The 17,857-nt window shown below is 76.7% G+C and carries 17 protein-coding genes; 13 read left to right on the top strand and 4 right to left on the bottom strand.

The window, feature by feature from the left end; genetic code table 11:
* Positions 1 to 12 precede the first annotated feature (12 nt).
* Together BLQ97_RS01780 and cofD are read right to left on the bottom strand one after the other, a co-directional pair.
* The gene (locus tag BLQ97_RS01780) at positions 13 to 1,080 is read right to left on the bottom strand and encodes a coenzyme F420-0:L-glutamate ligase (RefSeq protein ID WP_091362675.1); all 1,068 of its coding nucleotides are present in this window, start codon (positions 1,078 to 1,080) and stop codon (positions 13 to 15) included.
* Entirely contained in the window at positions 1,061 to 2,023 is a 963-nt protein-coding gene (gene cofD / locus BLQ97_RS01775; protein WP_091362674.1) for a 2-phospho-L-lactate transferase, read from the bottom strand. The genes BLQ97_RS01780 and cofD overlap by 20 nt, the downstream gene beginning before the upstream one ends.
* A 332-nt stretch (positions 2,024 to 2,355) precedes the next feature.
* Between cofD and BLQ97_RS01770 the strand changes: the two genes are divergently transcribed.
* Positions 2,356 to 2,601, top strand: coding sequence for a WhiB family transcriptional regulator (locus BLQ97_RS01770; RefSeq protein WP_175471591.1), 246 nt, complete (start codon positions 2,356 to 2,358; stop codon positions 2,599 to 2,601).
* 343 nt (positions 2,602 to 2,944) lie between these two features.
* Positions 2,945 to 3,847: a hypothetical protein gene (locus BLQ97_RS01765; protein WP_175471553.1), complete on the top strand. Its 903-nt coding sequence runs from the start codon at positions 2,945 to 2,947 to the stop codon at positions 3,845 to 3,847.
* Here the strand turns inward: BLQ97_RS01765 and BLQ97_RS01760 are convergent.
* Positions 3,822 to 4,817 (bottom strand): hypothetical protein, encoded by a 996-nt coding sequence (locus BLQ97_RS01760; RefSeq protein WP_091362670.1) that lies wholly within the window; start codon positions 4,815 to 4,817, stop codon positions 3,822 to 3,824. The two genes, BLQ97_RS01765 and BLQ97_RS01760, sit on opposite strands and share 26 nt — an antisense overlap.
* Before the next feature lie 73 nt (positions 4,818 to 4,890).
* Here BLQ97_RS01760 and BLQ97_RS01755 point away from each other — a divergent pair, with 73 nt between their 5' ends.
* Positions 4,891 to 5,796, top strand: coding sequence for a hypothetical protein (locus BLQ97_RS01755; RefSeq protein ID WP_091362668.1), 906 nt, complete (start codon positions 4,891 to 4,893; stop codon positions 5,794 to 5,796).
* Here BLQ97_RS01755 and BLQ97_RS01750 read toward each other — a convergent pair.
* Positions 5,793 to 6,260, bottom strand: coding sequence for a metallopeptidase family protein (locus BLQ97_RS01750; RefSeq protein WP_091362666.1), 468 nt, complete (start codon positions 6,258 to 6,260; stop codon positions 5,793 to 5,795). The two genes, BLQ97_RS01755 and BLQ97_RS01750, sit on opposite strands and share 4 nt — an antisense overlap.
* Positions 6,261 to 6,460: 200 nt before the next feature.
* On the opposite strand from BLQ97_RS01750, the gene BLQ97_RS01745 reads away from it, so the two are divergent.
* The 10 genes from BLQ97_RS01745 to BLQ97_RS01700 all read left to right on the top strand — a co-directional run bounded on the left by BLQ97_RS01745 (position 6,461) and on the right by BLQ97_RS01700 (position 17,819).
* Complete coding sequence (locus tag BLQ97_RS01745; protein WP_091362664.1) at positions 6,461 to 6,811, top strand: DUF3499 domain-containing protein; 351 nt, start codon at positions 6,461 to 6,463, stop codon at positions 6,809 to 6,811.
* A 134-nt stretch (positions 6,812 to 6,945) separates the two neighbouring features.
* Positions 6,946 to 8,313, top strand: coding sequence for a phosphomannomutase/phosphoglucomutase (locus tag BLQ97_RS01740; RefSeq protein ID WP_245691724.1), 1,368 nt, complete (start codon positions 6,946 to 6,948; stop codon positions 8,311 to 8,313).
* Positions 8,310 to 8,504, top strand: coding sequence for a Trm112 family protein (locus tag BLQ97_RS01735; RefSeq protein WP_091362661.1), 195 nt, complete (start codon positions 8,310 to 8,312; stop codon positions 8,502 to 8,504). The genes BLQ97_RS01740 and BLQ97_RS01735 overlap by 4 nt, the downstream gene beginning before the upstream one ends.
* Positions 8,501 to 9,643 (top strand): SIS domain-containing protein, encoded by a 1,143-nt coding sequence (locus BLQ97_RS01730; protein ID WP_091362659.1) that lies wholly within the window; start codon positions 8,501 to 8,503, stop codon positions 9,641 to 9,643. The genes BLQ97_RS01735 and BLQ97_RS01730 overlap by 4 nt, the downstream gene beginning before the upstream one ends.
* Positions 9,644 to 9,752: 109 nt before the next feature.
* Positions 9,753 to 10,928, top strand: coding sequence for a mannose-6-phosphate isomerase, class I (gene manA, locus BLQ97_RS01725; protein WP_091362657.1), 1,176 nt, complete (start codon positions 9,753 to 9,755; stop codon positions 10,926 to 10,928).
* Between the two features lie 54 nt (positions 10,929 to 10,982).
* Entirely contained in the window at positions 10,983 to 11,828 is an 846-nt protein-coding gene (locus BLQ97_RS01720) for a GmrSD restriction endonuclease domain-containing protein (RefSeq protein WP_091362655.1), read from the top strand.
* Between the two features lie 115 nt (positions 11,829 to 11,943).
* Positions 11,944 to 13,431, top strand: a complete 1,488-nt coding sequence (ahcY, locus tag BLQ97_RS01715) for an adenosylhomocysteinase (protein WP_091362654.1) — start codon at positions 11,944 to 11,946, stop codon at positions 13,429 to 13,431.
* 206 nt (positions 13,432 to 13,637) lie between these two features.
* Positions 13,638 to 14,345, top strand: a complete 708-nt coding sequence (gene mtrA / locus BLQ97_RS01710; RefSeq protein WP_091108511.1) for an MtrAB system response regulator MtrA — start codon at positions 13,638 to 13,640, stop codon at positions 14,343 to 14,345.
* Positions 14,346 to 14,382: 37 nt separating this feature from the next.
* The gene (gene mtrB, locus BLQ97_RS01705) at positions 14,383 to 16,113 is read left to right on the top strand and encodes an MtrAB system histidine kinase MtrB (RefSeq protein WP_091362652.1); all 1,731 of its coding nucleotides are present in this window, start codon (positions 14,383 to 14,385) and stop codon (positions 16,111 to 16,113) included.
* Positions 16,110 to 17,819 (top strand): LpqB family beta-propeller domain-containing protein, encoded by a 1,710-nt coding sequence (locus BLQ97_RS01700; RefSeq protein ID WP_091362651.1) that lies wholly within the window; start codon positions 16,110 to 16,112, stop codon positions 17,817 to 17,819. The genes mtrB and BLQ97_RS01700 overlap by 4 nt, the downstream gene beginning before the upstream one ends.
* Positions 17,820 to 17,857 lie beyond the last annotated feature (38 nt).

The raw sequence follows: 17,857 nt of genomic DNA, 5'->3' as shown, positions 1-17,857 counted from the left end.
CGACTGCGCCGGTCAGACCCGCGGCGAGCCCAGCCACAACCTCCCGACGAGTGACGACCCGCCCGGCGTGCCCACCGGCTCCCAGCGGGTGGCCCACCCCTCCGCGTGCAGCTGCACGAGCACCGCGCCGACCAGCGCGCCGAGGTTGAGCGCCGTCGTCGTCGTGACCCGCTCGTACAGGTGGACGTCGACCACGCCGTCGCCCTCCCCGCCGTGCCGCAGCACCACCGGGAACTCCGGGAGCGCCGCGCTGGCCACCCGGAACGCCTCGGCCACCGCCTCGCGGTCACCCGGCCGCGGCACCAGGTCGGCCACCGGCGCCCGGCTGCCCACCAGGTCGCGGCTGCCGTAGGGGAACAGGTCGCCGGGGCCCAGCCGCACCAGCGGCCGGGTGCCGTCGTCCTCGCGCAGCACGGTGAACGGCAGCCCGCGGACGACGGCCACCGGCACGCCGTCGAGCTTGCCCTTGACCAGGTCGGCGGCCGAGGCCAGCTCGTCGACGACGGCGACCTGGGTGGTCTCCAGCCGGTTGCCGTGGCCGTCGACGGCGCCGCGGTGGTCGGTCAGCGCCGCGATGCCCGCCGAGCCGACCGCGACGTCGGTGAGCCCCTCGCGCCAGGTGCGGCCGAAGGTGTCGCTGACGACGACCGCCACCTCGACGCCGAGCAGCTCCCGCAGCCGGGCGCGCAGCGCCCGCGCCGAGGCGTCGGCGTCCTCGGGCAGCAGCACCAGGGAGTCGCCGGGCACGTTGGAGGCGTCGATGCCGGCGGCGGCCACCACCCAGCCCTGGCGCGTCTCCACGATCTTCAGCGGCCCGCGGCGGGCCACGACCCGCACGGTCTCCGCGTCGATGGCCCGCTGCCGCACGGCCTCCCGGTCGGCGCCGGGAGGCACCGGCACCACCCGGCCCTCCACCTTCGACACGACCTTGGAGGTGACGACGACGACGTCGCCGTCGGCCAGCCAGGGCGCGGCCCCGGCGACGGCGGCGGCCAGGTCGTCGCCCGCGGTGAACTCCGGCAGGCCGGGGACCGGCAGGACCTCGATCCCGCGAGGCCGCTCAGCCGTCGAGCCGGACACCGGCGGCCTCCAGGGCGGCGCGGGCCATCGCGGCGGTGGCCTCCGGCGAGCTCATCAGCAGCGGCACGGCGCGGACGTCGACGCCCGGCACCTGCGCGCGGTCGCCCTCGTGCACCAGCCAGGCGTCGAGGACGCCCCCGTCGGAGCGGGCGCCGTAGTGCCGGCCGACGCCCTCGGCGCTGACCTCGACGCCGAGCACCGGGAGGCAGCGGTCGGCCATGCCGCGCACCACCGCGCCGCCGACGATGGGGGAGATCCCGACCACGCGGCCCGGGGTGGCGCGCAGCGCGTCGCGCAGGCCGGGCACGCCGAGGACGGTGCCGATGGACACCACCGGGTTCGACGGCGCCAGCACGACGGCGTCGGCGCGGGCGAGCGCCTCCACCACGCCGGGCGCCGGGCGGGCGCGCTCGGCACCGACCTGGACGAAGGCGTGCGGCGTGGGCTCGGCGCGGTGGCGCACCCACCACTCCTGGAAGTGGATCGCGCCGCGGCGGCCGGTGTCGGGGTCGTCGACGACGACGTGCGTCTCCACCCGCTGGTCGCTCATCGGCAGCACGGTCACGCCCGGCTGCCAGCGGTCGGCCAGCGCGGCGGTGACGTCGGAGAGCGGGTAGCCGGCGTCGAGCATGCGGGTGCGCACCAGGTGGGTGGCGAGGTCGCGGTCGCCGAGGCCGAACCAGGTCGGCTCCGCGCCGTAGGCGGCGAGCTCCTCCTTGACCGTCCACGTCTCGCTGGTCCGGCCCCAGCCGCGCTCGGGGTCGATGGCGCCCCCGAGGGTGTAGACGACGGTGTCGAGGTCGGGGCAGATCCGCAGGCCGTGCAGGGTCACGTCGTCACCGGTGTTGACCACCGCGGTGACCGACGCGGGGGGTGCGACGTCCCGGAGGCCGGTCAGGAACCGGGCCCCTCCGACACCTCCGGCGAGGACGACGATCTCCACGAAACTCATCGTGCCCGATGGGCAGTTGTCCACTGTTCGCCGGGCGTGTCGGGTGCCTGCACGAGATCTGACGAACGAGGTGGGACGCGTGGGGCTGGTGTGGTCAACCGCTTACACCGGGCGAAGTTGACGCTCAGGCAACGACACGCGTGTAATTCCGACCGGTGCGAGGCACGGGGGGACGCCCGGGGGAGACCCGGGGACCTGGCCTCCGACGACGACCGCGAAGGGGACGCATCGTCATGGCAGAGGTCTCGTGGCTGAGTGACTACATCGGCTCTGCCGAGCGGACCGGGCGCAGCGCCGGCCGGCCCGACCAGAGCCTGGTGGGGATGCTCGGCGCGGCCCTGCAGGACGAGGCCCAGTCGTGGCAGGAGCAGGCGCTGTGCGCCGAGACGGACCCGGAGGCGTTCTTCCCGGAGAAGGGCGGCTCCACCCGCGAGGCGAAGAAGATCTGCACCGGCTGCGAGGTCAAGGCCGAGTGCCTCGAGTACGCCCTGGCCAACGACGAGCGCTTCGGCATCTGGGGCGGGCTCTCCGAGCGGGAGCGCCGCCGCCTCCGCCGCCGCGCCATCTAGGAGAAGGACCTCCCTGCCCCCCACCACTCGCTCCGCTCGCGGCGGGCCCCTGCAGGGAGGCCGTTCCAGCACGTCACCGCCCCCCACCACTCGCTCCGCTCGCGGCGGGCCCCTGCAGGGAGGCCGTTCCAGCACGTCACCGCCCCCCACCACTCGCTCCGCTCGCGGCGGGCCCCTGCAGGGAGGCCGTTCCAGCACGTCACCGCCCCCCACCACTCGCTCCGCTCGCGGCGGGCCCCTGCAGGGAGGCCGTCCCCGAACCTCACCGGCCCCCGACGGCAGCGCCGTCGGGGGCTTCGGCGTCCCGGGGGAGGACTGCCCGGCGCTGTGGTCCGATGGGGCGGTGACCGGCGGGGACAGGGACACGCGCACCGTGCTCGGCACCGCCGCCGTCGTCCGCGAGCTGCGCGCCGCCGCGCCGCTCGCGCGGGCCCTCGCCGCGCCGGCCACGGCCGAGTCGCCCTGGCTGACCACCGTGCTGTCCGTCCAGGCGGTGCACCGGCGCCCGCGGCTGGTGCCCGCGGCCGTGGTCGTCGGGCCGCGCGGCCCGGGCGGGCCGGACGCGCTGGCACTGCTGGAGCTGGCCACCGCCGGCCCGGTCGTGACGGCCACCCTGCTCGGCGACGGCCTGCCCACGCCCGGCGGCCGCCCGCCCGCACGGCTCCCGGCCCGGGACGAGGACGCCGCGGACCGGCTCGCGGCCGGCGTCCTCGACCTGCTGACCTCGGTGCGCCGGCCCTGGCGGCTGCGGCTGGCCGGTCTGCCGCTGGGCGACCCCACCGTGCGGGCCCTCGCCCGGCTGCGGCCCGACGCCCGGGTGGCGAGCGCGCGCACCACCCGCCTGGTCGACGACCTCGACGCGGCGGCGCCCGGCCGGGTGGTGCGCAGCCGGGACGCCCGTGCCGTCGACCGGGTGCTGCCCGGGCTGCTGGCCGGGGAGCGCGACGCCCGCGCCCGCGACCTGGTCCGCGCCGCCGCCCGGCTGCACGCCGCGCTCGGCCGCGTCGAGGTGGCCACCGTGACCGACGGCGGGCGGCTGCGCGCCGGTCTGCTCACGCTCGTGGACGGCGCGGACCGGCTGCCCTGGTGGGGGCACTCGGAGCTCGGCGGGCTGACCACCGCGCGCGGCGCGCCCGCCGTCGGCGTGACCGTCTCCGGCCGGGGCCGGGTGCTGCGTGCGGTCCTCGACCGCGGCGCGGCGCGCCTGGCGCGCGTGCCGCTCAGCCGACGACGCGGATCCGGCTGAGCGACGGGTCGGGCAGGGACCCGGCCCGGTCGGTGCCCAGGAACAGTGCGCCCTCGGCGCGCGCCTGCCCGTCGCGCAGCGGCCCGGCCGGCGCCACGGTGACGCTCAGCGGGTAGACCCGGCCGGTGTAGACCGGCGGCGTCCCCGACGGTCGGGTGTAGGTGGGGAAGCGCCCGGTCAGCCGCAGCGCGTCGCCGTCGCGGGAGACCTCCAGCGCCGGCGTCGGGAGGTCGGCGTACTCCACGCCGGCGCGCGTGCAGCCGGCCTGCTCGGGGTCGGCCGGCGCGGCGTCGCCCAGGCAGTTCCAGGTGGGCAGGAGCACGTGCGCCAGCGCCTCGCCCCCGCCCACGGTGACGCTCACCGACGGGTAGGTGACGGTGACGCCGACCGCCCGCCGCTCCAGCACCAGCCCGCCCAGGGCCAGCCGGGCGGTGGCGCCGTCGTCGCCGAGGGGCACCGAGCGCGCGGCGAGCGCGCCGGCGCCGCGCTCCCCGGGCAGGGGGTCGGCGGGGACGGGCGGCAGGTCGGGCGGGGCGGTGGTCGGCGGGGCCGCCGTCGCGGCGGGCGGTCGCGGGGCGGGAGGCGTCGCCGGACCGCCGGGGAGCGGAGCCTCGCCCCCGCGGGTGGTGCCGGCCACCGCGGCGAGCACGGCGACGAGCGCCAGCGCCGCGGCGGCCAGCCCGGCCACCGTGCGGCCCGACGGGTCGGGCCCCGCAGGTCCCGGCGCGGCCGGCTCCGGCGGCCCGGGACCCGGGTCGTCGGCGGCCGGCGTGCCCGGAGGGGACTCGAGGAAGCCGGGCAGGTCGTCCTGCGCCCATCGCCGCCCGGCCGGCCGGTCCGGGGGCGGGGACGGCGGCTCGACCGCCGGCGTCCCGCGCCGGCCGAGCAGCAGGCCGGCGGCCACCACGCCCAGTGCCAGCAGGGCCACCGCCAGCACGAGCCAGGCGGCGACCGGCGCGGGGGAGTCCATCCCCGAGAGCATCCCAGGGGCTTGCGTGCCGGCCCTCCGTGCGACCCGCCGGGGTCCCTGCCACGATCCTGCGGTGGCGGGCGGTGCGGCGGGGGCGGCGCAGGAGCGGGTCGCCGCCCTGCTCGGCGAGCTGGGGGTCGGCGGCCCGCTGCTCGCCGTCACGGACCTCAGCACCCGGCTCGGCGTCGTCCAGGGGGTGCTCGCCGACGCGGTGCTCGACCTCGCCGTCACCGAGAGCGGGCTGCGCCGGCTGCGCGCCGAGCTGCGGGGGCGCCGCTGGGCCGCGGAGCGGCAGGTCGGGGTCCCGGAGGTGCTCGCCACGGCCGAGGACGGCCGCTGGCTGCTGTCCCGGCGGGTGCACCCAGGTCCCACCGGCGGGCCCCGGTGGACGGCGGTGGCGATCGAGTCGGCGCTGCGCATCGCGCCGCTGCCCGTCCCCGCGGGGGAGCCGTGGACCCCGCCGGCCGGGCCCCCCCTGCGCCGGGCGCGCGGTTCCGTGGGCGGCGCGGCGAGGCTGCTGCGCGGCGGGGTGCGGGTCGGTGAGCTGCGGGCGGTGCGGGCGGCCGCGGCGCAGCTGCCGCTGTCGGAGGCCGGCCACGGCGACCTGCGCGCCGCCAACGCCGTCGTCGACACCACCGTGGCGGCCACCGAGCCCGACGCGGAGGGCCGGCTGGTCGTCCTCGAGTGGTCGGGCGTGCGCGCCGCGCCCCGCCACCGCGACCTGCTCACGCTGTGGGCCACCACGCCCGACGCCGACGACCGCGGGCGCGTCGCCGACGTCGTCCGGTCGCGCACCGCCGGCTGGGAGGAGCCCGACGTCGGCCTGCTGTGGCACGCCGTCGCCCTCGAGCAGCTGGTGGCCCGGCTGACCCGCGCCGACCGCGGCGACGGCCTCGACGCCGCCTTCGCCCGCGAGCGCCTGCAGGAGGCCCGCCGCCTCGCGGCAGAACTCGGTAGTCCGGTCGAGGTGCGCCGCTAGCCCGTCGGGTCGATCTCCTCCGGGTCGCGGCCCAGCAGCACCGCCACCTGGTCGACGACGACGTCGCGGACGAGGTCGGCGAGGTCGTCGCGGTCGTGCGCGCGGATCTCCAGCGGCCGCCGGTAGACGACGATCCGCGCCGGCACCTCGCGGCCGTCCTCGCGGTGCGCGGGCAGCACCCGGGCCAGCGGCACCGTGCCGTCGTCGAGGACGTCGGGGTCGAGGACCACCTCGTCGGGGTCGGTGTGGTCGACCCACGGCACGTCCTCGACGGCGAACTCGACCCCGGCCAGCTCCCGCTCCCAGCGGCGCTCGATGTCCTCGACCGCGTCGAGGACCAGGTCGTCGAACTGCTCGGCGCGGCTGCGGGACAGCGGCACGTCGCCGGGCACCAGGCGGCCGCGCAGGCCCCGGCCGTGCCGGTCGCGGCGGGTGCGGGGGGAGCGGCGGGCGGGTCGGCTCATGGCGGGGCGAGCGTACGGCGCCCCGCGGGCGCGGGCAGCGCACCGGCCGCCCCGCCGGGGCCGGTCACCCGGTGCCCGAGTGCCCGGAGGCGTCGGGTTGGATGGGTGGGGACGGTGGTGACGGAGAGGTCTCGGTCCCGGTGCGCCTGTCGCCGACACCTCGCGGTCGCGGCTACTGTGCCTCGCGTGAGGAACCGGTGGTGAGGCAGTCACGTCGCTGCTCGCGCAGCGGCTGCGCGCAACCGGCGGGCGCGACCCTGACCTACGTGTACGCCGAGTCGACCGCCGTCGTCGGGCCGTTGGCCACGTTCTCCGAGCCGCACAGCTACGACCTCTGCGAGTTCCACGCCGAGCGGCTCACCGTGCCGCGCGGTTGGGAGGTCGTCCGGCACGAGATCGACGTCGAGGACTCCGGTCCGACCGGTGACGACCTGCTCGCGCTGGCCGACGCCGTCCGCGAGGCCGCCCGTCCCGAGCCGCCCCGGCCGCCGGCCGACGACGGCCGCGGCACCCGCCGGGGGCACCTGCGCGTCCTCCCCGACATCCCCTAGGGCCCGGCAGCCGCGGGCCCGGCCTCACCCGGAGGGCTGGCGCCGGCGGGTGAGTGGGATGGGGTCCCCGCGGGGGGCCTCATAGGATCGTCGGGCACCGGGCGCAGCCGCGCGGCCGGGCAGTCCAGGCGAGGGTGGCAGTGACGGACCTGTCGGCGATCATCAAGGCATACGACGTCCGGGGCGTCGTCCCCGACCAGTGGGACGAGGACGTCGCCCGGCGCATCGGCGCCGCCTTCGCCGAACTCGTGGCCACCGAGAGCGGCGCGACCGCGGTCGTCACCGCCCACGACATGCGCCCCTCCTCGGTCCCGCTCTCCCGCGCCTTCGCCGAGGGCGTGCTCTCCCGCGGTGTCGACGTCGTCGAGGCGGGCCTGGGCTCCACCGACCTGCTCTACTTCGCCGCCGGCTCGCTCGACGTCCCCGGCGCGATGTTCACCGCCAGCCACAACCCGGCGCAGTACAACGGCATCAAGCTCTGCCGGGCCGGCGCCGCCCCCGTCGGGCAGGAGTCGGGCCTGGCCACCGTGCGCGAGTGGGCCGAGCGCGACAGCTACGACCGGCAGCCCGCGCGCACCGCCGAGATCACCCAGCGCGACCTGCTCACCGCCTACGCCGAGCACCTGCGCCGGCTGGTCGACCTGTCGGGGATCCGGCCGCTGCGCGTGGTCGTCGACGCCGGCAACGGCATGGGCGGGCACACCGTCCCCGTCGTGCTGGCCGGCCTCCCGCTCGACGTCGTCCCGCTGTACTTCGAGCTCGACGGCACCTTCCCCAACCACGAGGCCAACCCGCTGGACCCGGCCAACCTGGTCGACCTGCAGGAGGCCGTCCGCCGGGAGGGCGCCGACCTCGGCCTGGCCTTCGACGGGGACGCCGACCGGGTGTTCGTCGTCGACGAGCGCGGCGAGCCGGTGAGCCCCTCGGCGATCACCGCGCTGGTCGCCGTCCGGGAGCTGGCCAAGGGCCGGGGGACGACGGTCATCCACAACCTGATCACCTCGCGGGCGGTGCCCGAGATCGTCCGCGAGCACGGCGGCGAGCCGGTGCGCACGCGGGTCGGCCACTCGTTCATCAAGGCCGAGATGGCGCGCACCGACGCCGTCTTCGGCGGCGAGCACTCGGCGCACTACTACTTCCGGGACTTCTGGCGCGCCGACACCGGGATGCTGGCGGCGATGCACGTGCTCGCGGCGCTGGGGGAGCAGAGCCGGCCGCTGTCGGAGCTGACCGCCGCCTACGGCCGCTACGCCGCCTCCGGGGAGATCAACTCCACCGTGGCCGACGCGGCCGGGCGGACGGCGGCCGTCCGCGAGGCGTTCGAGGCCGACGGCGCGGCGTTCGACGAGCTCGACGGGCTCACCGTCGACCTGCCCGACGGGTCGTGGTTCAACCTGCGGGCCAGCAACACCGAGCCGCTGCTGCGGCTCAACGTCGAGGCTCCCGACGAGGCGCGCATGGCGCAGCTGCGGGACCGGGTGCTGGGGATGGTGCGCGCATGAGCGGGACCGGACCGCTGGGGCTCGACCCCGTGCTGCTGCAGGTGCTGGCCTGCCCCGACACCCACCACAGCCCGCTGACGGTGGACGAGGCGGCCGGCGAGCTGGTCTGCCCCACCTGCGACCGGGCGTTCCCGGTCCGCGACGGCATCCCGGTGCTGCTGCTCGACGAGGCCCGGACCCGGTCGGCATGACCTCGCCGGAGCTGGCCGAGGAGGTCCTCGACGACCTCGACGTGCTGCGTGCCCGCGACCCCCGCGGGCTGCTGCCGGCCGTCGCCGGCGCCGGCGCCCAGGTGCGCGAGACCGCCCGGCTCACCGACGAGGCGGGTCTCGACCGGATCACCGCCGGCGGGCGGCCCCGCGGCATGGTCATCGTCGCCCGCCGCGAGGGCGCGGTGGCCGCCTCGGTGCTGCGGGCGCTGCTCGGCCCCTCCAGCCCGGTCACCGTCGACGTCGTCCCCGGCCCCGACCTCCCGGTGTGGACCGGCCCGACCGACGTCGCCGTCGTCGCCACCCGCACCGGCGCCGGCGCCTACGCGGTGACGCCGGCCTACGAGGCCGCCCGCCGCGGCGTCTCGCTGCTGGGCATCGGTGCCGAGGACGCGCCGCTGCGCGCGGCCTGCTCCACCGCGCGGATGCCCTACGTGCCGCTGCCGCGCTCGCGCGTGCAGCACACCACGCTGTGGTCGCTGCTGACCCCGCTGCTGCGGCTGGCCACCGAGCTGGGGCTGGTCGGGCAGGCCGCCGCCGACTGCGAGGCGGTCGCCGCGACCCTCGACGAGGTCGCCGCCGAGTGCGGCCCGGCCCGCGAGTCCTTCGGCAACCCGGCCAAGACCCTGGCCCTGGAGCTGCTCGACGCGCTGCCGGTGATCGTCGCCGAGGGGCCGCTGGCCGGCACCGCGGCCACCCGCTTCGCCGACCAGCTGGCCACCCTGGCGGGCCTGCCCGCCAGCTGCTACCGGCTGCCCGACCAGCGGGTGGCCGCCCGTGCCGTCCTCGGCGGTCCGCTGGCCCCGCGTGATTCCGACGACTTCTTCCGCGACCGCACCGACGACGAGGGCCGCCGGCTGCGGCTGCTCACCATCCGCGACACCGACGCCGCCCACCACGACGGCAGCGGCGAGCGGGAGCCGCGGTCGGCGGCGGAGGCGATGGCCGAGGTGCTGCGCACGGCGACGGCGAACAACGTGCCGGTCAGCGGCCTGGCCGAGCACGGCGAGCCGGACCGCCACGGCCGGCTGCCGCGGCTGGCCCGGCAGCTGGCGGTGGCCGACTTCAGCGCCGTCTACCTGGCGCTGGCGCTCGACCGGGAGCGGGTGCTGGGCCGCTGAGCCGCGGCCCGCGGGGCGGTCGTCCGGCCCGCCGGACCCCGCCCGATCGGGGGAGACGGGCATCGCGGGCGCCCGGCCGGGGGAGGGCGCACCGGTAGCCTGCGGGGCGATGTGGCAGATGAGCAACGCGGTGCGGCACTACCCGTGGGGGTCGCGGACCGTCATCCCCGACCTGCTGGGTGAACCGGTCCCCGCCGACCGGCCCTACGCGGAGCTGTGGATGGGCGGTCACCCCGACCAGCCCAGCGTGCTCTCGACCGGGGCCCCGCTGGACAAGGCGATCGCCGAGCAGCCCCAGGACCTGCTCGGCGGGGCGGTCCACGAGCGCTTCGGTGCCCGGCTGCCGTTCCTCATGAAGGTCCTCGCCGCGGAGGCGCCGCTGTCGCTGCAGGCGCACCCGACGATGGAGCAGGCCCAGGCCGGCTTCCTCGCCGAGGAGGCCGCCGGGGTGCCGCGCGACGACCCGTCGCGCACCTTCAAGGACCCGTGGCACAAGCCCGAGCTGCTGCTGGCGCTGACCACCTTCGAGGCGCTGTGCGGCTTCCGGCCGGTCGAGGAGTCGCTGCACTGCCTGGCCAAGCTGCAGCTGCCCGAGCTCAAGCCGACCATCGCGGCGCTGGCCCGCGGCGGGCTGCAGGCGGCCATCCCGCAGCTGCTCGCGCTCTCGGGGATGCGGCGCACCCACCTCGTCGACGTCGTCGCGCGCCGGGCGGCGGCCTTCGTGGCCGCGCACGACCCGGAGTTCATCAACACCTACCGGTGGGCGGCGGCGCTGGCCGAGGCCTACCCGGGCGACCCCGGCGTGGTCATCTCGCTGATGTGCAACCACCTCAAGCTCGCCCCCGGTGAGGCGGTCTTCCTCCCCGCCGGCAACCTGCACGCCTACCTGTCCGGGGCCGGCGTCGAGGTGATGGCCAGCTCGGACAACGTGCTGCGCGGCGGGCTGACCACCAAGCACGTCGACCTCGCCGCCCTCATCGAGGTGCTCGACTTCTCCGACGGCCGCATCCCGGTCATCCACCCGGTGCTCGGGCCCGGCGGCCTGCGCTACCCGGTGCCGGTCGAGGACTTCGACCTGACCCGCGCCCAGCTCGACGAGCAGGCCGGCCCGTTCGCCACGCGCGGGCCGCAGGTCGTGCTGTGCGCCGAGGGGCGGGCGACGCTGACCGGTGCCGACGGCGAGCTGGTGCTGGAGCGCGGGCAGTCGGCGTTCGTGCCGGCCGGCGCGCCGGTCACCGCCCGCGGTCCGGCCGTCCTCTACCGGGCCACCACCAACCTGCACTGACCCGGGCCGCGTGTCGCGGCCCGGCGGGACCGGGGGCCGGACGTAGCGTCGGCCGTGTCCCTCCGCACCGCCCTCGCGCGTGCCGGCGCCCTGGGCCTGACCGCTGCGCTGGCCACCGGCTGTGTCGACCTCACCGGGTCCTCCGGGGACCCCGTCCCGGCCACCGGCAGCGCGCTCGAGGCCCTGGAGTCGGTGCCCGTCCGCGGCCGCGCGCCGCAGACCGGGTACTCCCGCGACGAGTTCGGCGACGGCTGGGTGGACACCGACCGCAACGGCTGCGACACCCGCAACGACGTCCTGGCCCGCGACCTCACCGGCGAGCGCTTCGCGCCGGGCACGGACGACTGCGTCGTCGTCAGCGGCACCCTCGCCGACCCCTACTCCGGCCGCACCATCGCCTTCCGCCGCGGCGAGGACACCAGCGAGGCGGTGCAGATCGACCACGTCGTCGCGCTGTCGGACGCCTGGCAGAAGGGCGCCCAGCAGTGGGACCCCGCCCGCCGCACCGCCTTCGCCAACGACCCGCTCAACCTGCTCGCCGTCGACGGGCCGCTCAACCAGCAGAAGGGCGACGGCGACGCCGCCACCTGGCTGCCGCCCGACCGCTCCTACCGCTGCGCCTACGTCGCCCGGCAGGTCGCGGTGAAGCTGACCTACGGCCTGTGGATGACCGCGGCCGAGCACGACGCGGCGGCCGCGGTGCTCGAGACCTGCCCGGCCGAGCCGCTGCCCAGCCGCGAGGCGACCGCCGCCCAGCAGGAGCCCCCGTCCGCGCCGACCGGTCCCTTCCCCGACTGCGCCACGGCGCGCGCGGCCGGCGCGGCACCGCTGCGCGAGGGCGACCCGGGGTGGAACCCGGCCCTGGACGGCGACGGCGACGGCGTCGGCTGCGAGTCCTGAGGAACCGGTACCCTGGACGGCGGCACGAGCCCCGCCGAAGCCTCGGCATGCTCGCTCGGATCAGCGACCCCGAGTCCCGCTCCCTCCCGGCGCGGGGCCTCGACCCTGGAGCGACATGACCGCCTCTACCGGCACCCGCACCCTGTCCGACGGTGACTTCAAGGTCGCCGACCTCTCCCTGGCCGGCTTCGGCCGCAAGGAGATCCGCCTCGCCGAGCACGAGATGCCCGGCCTGGTGGCGCTGCGCGAGGAGTACGGCGACGAGCAGCCGCTGGCCGGCGCCCGCATCGCCGGCTCGCTGCACATGACCGTGCAGACCGCCGTCCTCATCGAGACCCTCGTCGCGCTGGGCGCCGACGTCCGCTGGGTCTCCTGCAACATCTTCTCCACCCAGGACCACGCCGCCGCCGCGATCGTCGTCGGCCCCGAGGGCACCCCCGAGGCGCCCGCCGGCGTCCCGGTCTTCGCCTGGAAGGGCGAGACGCTCGAGGACTACTGGTGGTGCACCCAGCGCCTGTTCGAGTTCCGCGACGAGAACGGTGACGTCGTCGGCCCGAACATGCTGCTCGACGACGGCGGCGACGCCACCCTGCTCGTGCACCTCGGCACCCGCTTCGAGACCGACGGCGCCGTCCCCGACACCACCGAGGCCGACTCCGAGGAGTACGGCGTCATCCTCGAGGCGCTGCGCGGCACGCTGGCCGCCGACGCCGGCTACTGGACCCGCATCGGCCAGGGCATCCGCGGCGTCACCGAGGAGACCACCACCGGCGTCATGCGCCTGTACGAGCTGGCCCGCGACGGCCGGCTGCTGTTCCCGGCGATCAACGTCAACGACTCGGTCACCAAGAGCAAGTTCGACAACCTCTACGGCTGCCGGCACTCGCTCATCGACGGCATCAACCGCGCCACCGACGTGATGATCGGCGGCAAGGTGGCCGTGGTCTGCGGCTACGGCGACGTGGGCAAGGGCTGCGCGGAGTCGCTGCGCGGCCAGGGCGCCCGGGTCGTCGTCACCGAGATCGACCCGATCAACGCCCTGCAGGCGGCGATGCACGGCTACGAGGTGACCACCCTCGACGAGGTCATCGGCAAGGCCGACATCATCATCACCGCGACCGGCAACCGCGACATCATCAGCGCCGAGCAGCTCGGGCAGACCAAGCACCAGGCGATCGTGGGCAACATCGGGCACTTCGACAACGAGATCGACGTGGCCGGCCTGGCCCGCACCCCGGGCATCGAGCGGACCCAGATCAAGCCGCAGGTCGACGAGTGGCGCTTCGCCGACGGCCACACGATCATCCTGCTCTCCGAGGGCCGGCTGCTGAACCTGGGCAACGCCACCGGGCACCCGAGCTTCGTCATGAGCGCCTCGTTCTCCAACCAGGTGCTCGCCCAGATCGAGCTGTGGTCCAATCGCGCGGCCTACGAGGGCCAGGCCCCCACCGTCACCGTGCTGCCCAAGCGGCTCGACGAGCACGTGGCCCGGCTGCACCTCGACGCGCTCGGCGTGAAGCTGACGACCCTGTCCAAGGTGCAGGCCGACTACATCGGCGTCCCCGTCGAGGGCCCGTACAAGAGCGAGCACTACCGCTACTAGAAGGACCCCCTCGCCCCCCTGTAAGGACCTCCCTGCTCCCCACCGCTCGCGCGCTCGCGGCGGGCCCCTGCAGGGAGGCCGACCGCCGCCCGTGGCGGGGCCCTGCGAGGGGGCCGTTCCATCCGGTCGCCAGGGGGGAGGCGCTGGATCCGGCGCGCCGGGTCCAGCGCCTCCGTGATCTGGCCGTGACGTCGCAGAATGGGTCCGTGCCCCCCACCGCTCAGCACAACGGACCCAGCCGCGGCCGTGTCCTGGTCGTCGACGACGACGCCGCTCTCGCCGAGATGCTCGGCATCGTGCTGCGGCGGGAGGGCTACGACCCGGCCTTCGTCTCCGACGGCAACCGCGCGCTCGGCGTCTTCCAGCAGACCCGGCCCGACATCGTCCTGCTCGACCTGATGCTGCCCGGCCGCAACGGCCTGCAGATCTGCCAGGACATCCGCACCCAGTCGACGGTGCCCATCGTCATGCTCACCGCCAAGGGCGACACGATCGACGTCGTCCAGGGCCTCGAGGCCGGCGCCGACGACTACGTCACCAAGCCGTTCAAGCCCGTCGAGCTGGTCGCCCGCGTCCGCGCCCAGCTGCGCCGCGGCGAGACCGGGCAGGCCGAGACGCTCGCGATCGGCGACGTGCAGATCGACGTCCCCGCCCACCAGGTCACCCGCGACGGCACGCCGATCGCGCTCACCCCGCTGGAGTTCGACCTGCTGGTGGCGCTGGCCCGCAAGCCGCGCCAGGTGTTCACCCGTGAGCTGCTGCTCGAGCAGGTGTGGGGCTACCGGCACGCCGCCGACACCCGGCTGGTCAACGTCCACGTGCAGCGGCTGCGCGCCAAGATCGAGCGCGACCCGGAGAAGCCCGAGATCGTGCTGACCGTGCGCGGGGTCGGCTACAAGGCCGGTCCGCCGTGACCGGGCGGGACCGCGGGCCGGCGAGGTCCGTGCGCCGGTGAGCACCACCCACCCGGCGCCGGCGGCCGCCCCGGCCGACGACGCGGGCAGCACCCGGGCCCCCGCACCGGCGGACGCCGGCCGCCCCCGCCCGCGCGACCGGTCCGCGCTGCGGCGCGGGCTGCGCCGGCGGGCCGTCCGGGCGCGCATCCGCGCGCGGCGGCTGGCCGGCTCCGCCGTCTCGGCGTGGCGGTCGTCGCTGCACGTGCGCATCGGCGCCATCACGATGGTCGTCGCCGGCACCGTCGTGGTCATCGTCAGCCTGGTGCTGTTCAGCCAGATCCGCACCCAGCTGCTGTCGGTCAAGGAGCAGGCCGCGGTCGACCAGGCGCAGGCCGGGGTGGTCTACGCCCAGACCGAGGTGGTCGGCATCGCCGCCGGCGACGCGGCGAGCGTGCGGGCCACCCTGGAGCGCACGGTGCAGCAGCTGCTCACCCGCGGCGGGTCGGCCGGCACCTTCGACGTCGTCATGGTCTACCGGACCGGCGACACCGAGCGGCCGCCGGCGGTCAGCCGGCCGGGCATCTACCCGACGCTGCCCGAGGGGCTGCGCGCCGGCGTCGCGGGCGGCGCCCAGTACAGCCAGTACGCGATGGTGCCCAACGCCTCCGGGCAGGCGCGGCCGACGCTGCTGGTGGGCTCGCCGGTGCCCGTCGGCGCGTCCTCGGCCGGGCAGATCGAGCTCTACTACGCCTTTCCGCTGGACCAGGAGGAGGAGACGCTCTCCCTCATCCGCACCACGGTGGCGATCAGCGGCATCGCGCTCACCCTGTTCGTCGCGGGGATCGGTGTGCTCGTCACCCGGCTGGTGGTCGACCCGGTGCGGCGCGCGGCCGGCACGGCCCAGCGGCTGGCCGAGGGGCAGCTCGAGGAGCGGATGACCGTCCGCGGCGAGGACGACCTGGCCCGGCTGGCCACCAGCTTCAACGCGATGGCCGACAGCCTGCAGCGGCAGATCACCCAGCTCGAGGGGCTCTCCCAGCTGCAGCAGCGGTTCACCTCCGACGTCTCCCACGAGCTGCGCACCCCGCTGACGACGGTGCAGATGGCCGCCGACGTGCTGCACGAGTCGCGCGGCGACTTCCCCCCGCACGTGGCCCGCTCCGCCGAGCTGCTGCACGAGGAGCTCGACCGCTTCGAGCGGCTGCTGTCGGACCTGCTGGAGATCAGCCGCTACGACGCCGGCGCCGCCGTCCTGGACTGGGAGCCCACCGACCTCGGCGCGCTCGTCGGCCGGGTGGTCGACGGGATGTCCTCGCTGGCCGGCCGGCACGGCTGCGAGCTGCGGGTCAGCTCCCCGGCGGAGCCGGTGATCGCCGAGGTCGACGCCCGGCGGGTGGAGCGGATCCTGCGCAACCTCGTCGGCAACGCCGTCGAGCACGGCTCCGGCAAGCCCATCGACACCACCCTGGCGGCCAACGGGACGGCGGCCGCGGTGACCGTCCGCGACCACGGCGTGGGCCTGTCCTCGGCCGAGGCCCAGCACGTGTTCGACCGGTTCTGGCGGGCCGACCCGTCCCGGGTGCGCACCGTCGGCGGCAGCGGCCTGGGGCTGTCGATCAGCCTGGAGGACGCCCGGCTGCACGGCGGCTGGCTGCAGGTCTGGGGCCAGCCCGGCCTCGGCGCGCAGTTCCGGCTCACCCTGCCGCTGACCGCCGGCGCCGACCTCACCAGCTCGCCGCTGCCGCTGCGGCCCACGATCGTCCGCCGTCCGGGGGTCCGGCCGTGAGGCGCCTGCTCCCGGTGCTCGGCGCGCTGGCCCTGCTCGCCGGCTGCTCCACGGTGCCCACCTCCTCGGCGCCGGTGCAGATCACCGAGGCCCCCGCCCGGCCGGCCGGCGAGGTCGGCATCGAGCCGGCGGAGCCGCCGCCGGGCGGCACCCCGGAGGAGATCGTGCGCGGCTTCGTCGACGCCGCCGCCAGCACCGTGACCGGGTACCCCGTGGCCCGGAGGCACCTGGCGCCCGAGGCCGCCGACAGCTGGTCCGGCGAAGGCGCCATCACCCTCGTCGGCCCCGACTACGCCACCGTCACCACCGACGCGGGGGGCGTGGTCATGACCGGCGACCTGGTGGGCACCGTGGACAGCCGCGGGGTGTTCACCGGCTCGGCGGGGGAGGCCTACACCCGCGAGTTCACCCTGGTCGAGGTCGACGGCGAGTGGCGGATCACCAACCCGCCCGACGGCCTGCTCATGCTGGTGCCGGACTTCGAGCGGCTCTACGACGAGCGCGCCGCCTACTTCCTCGACCCGACCGAGCAGCGGGTGGTGCCCGACCCGCGCTACCTGCTCACCGGGGACGCCCAGCCGACGGCGCTCGTGCAGCGACTCGTCGAGGGCCCCTCGCCGGCGTTGGCCGCCGGCGTCGGCAACCCGCTGCAGGACCGCACCCTCACCCGGGCGGCCACCGTCTCCGGGTCCACGGTGAGCGTCGACCTGGCCGGTCTCACCGACCTCGGTGCCGCCGAGCTCGCCCAGCTGTGCGCGCAGCTGGTGTGGACGCTCGACCAGGTCGACGGCGTCACCTCGGTGGAGGTCAGCAGCAACGGCGAGCCGCTGACGGCCCAGGGCATCCCGGCCGTGCAGCGCACCGACGACTGGGCCGCCTTCGACCCCGAGGCCGCGCCCGCCGACGCCGACGGCCACTACCTCGACGCCGGCCGGCTGATGACCGACGACGGCCAGCCGGCGCCCGGGCCGGCCGGCGAGGGCGCCTACGGGCTGACCGCCGCGGCGGTGTCGGCCGACCCCCGCACCAGCGCGCTCACGGAGATGGTCGGCACGTCGGTGTCCGAGGGGACGGCGACCCTGCTGGCGGGGGCCTACGGCGGCGAGCTCGCCCCGCAGCTCACCGCGAGCCGCTTCTCCACGCCCACCGTCGCCGCGACCCGGCCGGAGTTCTGGGTGGTCCGCGACGAGACGACCGTCGTCCGCCTGCCGGCCGGCGGGTCACCGCAGCCGGTCAACGCCCCGACGCTGCCGGCCCAGGGCCGGGCGACGGCGCTGCAGCTCTCGCCCGACGGGGTGCGTGCGGCCGTCGTCGTCAGCCGGGGGGCGGGGGGCTCGACGCTGCTGGTGGGCACCGTGGTCCGCTCCGACGAGGGACCGGTGGCGCTGCGCGACCTGCGCCCGGTGGCGCCGCGCCTGACGTCGGTCGTCGACGTCGCCTGGCCCACCGCCGACCGGCTGATGGTCCTCGCCGGCGACGGCGAGGAGGGCGCGGTGCCCTACGTGGTCGGCGTCGACGGCTGGGGGCTGACGGAGGTGGCCACGTCCGGGCTGCCCAGCCCGCCGACGGCGGTGGCCGCCGCACCCGGCCAGCTGCCGCTGGTCAGCGCCGGCGGGTGGGTGTGGCAGCTGTCGGGCGGCACGTGGGTGACCCTCATCCGCGGTGCGCAGCCGGTGCCGGGGCTGGACCCCTTCTACCCCGTGTAGGCGGCGGGCCGCCGTCCACAGATGCCGCGGGGGCCGGT

The organism is Geodermatophilus telluris (assembly GCF_900102745.1).
Lineage (GTDB): Bacteria > Actinomycetota > Actinomycetes > Mycobacteriales > Geodermatophilaceae > Geodermatophilus > Geodermatophilus telluris.
The sequence above is the reverse complement of the archived record's forward strand: the minus strand, read 5'-3'. Positions and strand labels throughout refer to the sequence as shown.

Bases quoted from the DNA above. Each gene is read 5' to 3' on its own strand.
- manA (WP_091362657.1), top strand. From the start codon at position 9,753: ATGTGGCAGATGAGCAACGCGGTGCGGCACTACCCGTGGGGGTCGCGG.
- BLQ97_RS01735 (WP_091362661.1), top strand. From the start codon at position 8,310: ATGAGCGGGACCGGACCGCTGGGGCTCGACCCCGTGCTGCTGCAGGTG.
- BLQ97_RS01760 (WP_091362670.1), bottom strand. From the start codon at position 4,817: ATGGACTCCCCCGCGCCGGTCGCCGCCTGGCTCGTGCTGGCGGTGGCC.
- BLQ97_RS01730 (WP_091362659.1), top strand. From the start codon at position 8,501: ATGACCTCGCCGGAGCTGGCCGAGGAGGTCCTCGACGACCTCGACGTG.
- BLQ97_RS01770 (WP_175471591.1), top strand. From the start codon at position 2,356: ATGCTCGGCGCGGCCCTGCAGGACGAGGCCCAGTCGTGGCAGGAGCAG.
- BLQ97_RS01750 (WP_091362666.1), bottom strand. From the start codon at position 6,260: ATGAGCCGACCCGCCCGCCGCTCCCCCCGCACCCGCCGCGACCGGCAC.
- ahcY (WP_091362654.1), top strand. From the start codon at position 11,944: ATGACCGCCTCTACCGGCACCCGCACCCTGTCCGACGGTGACTTCAAG.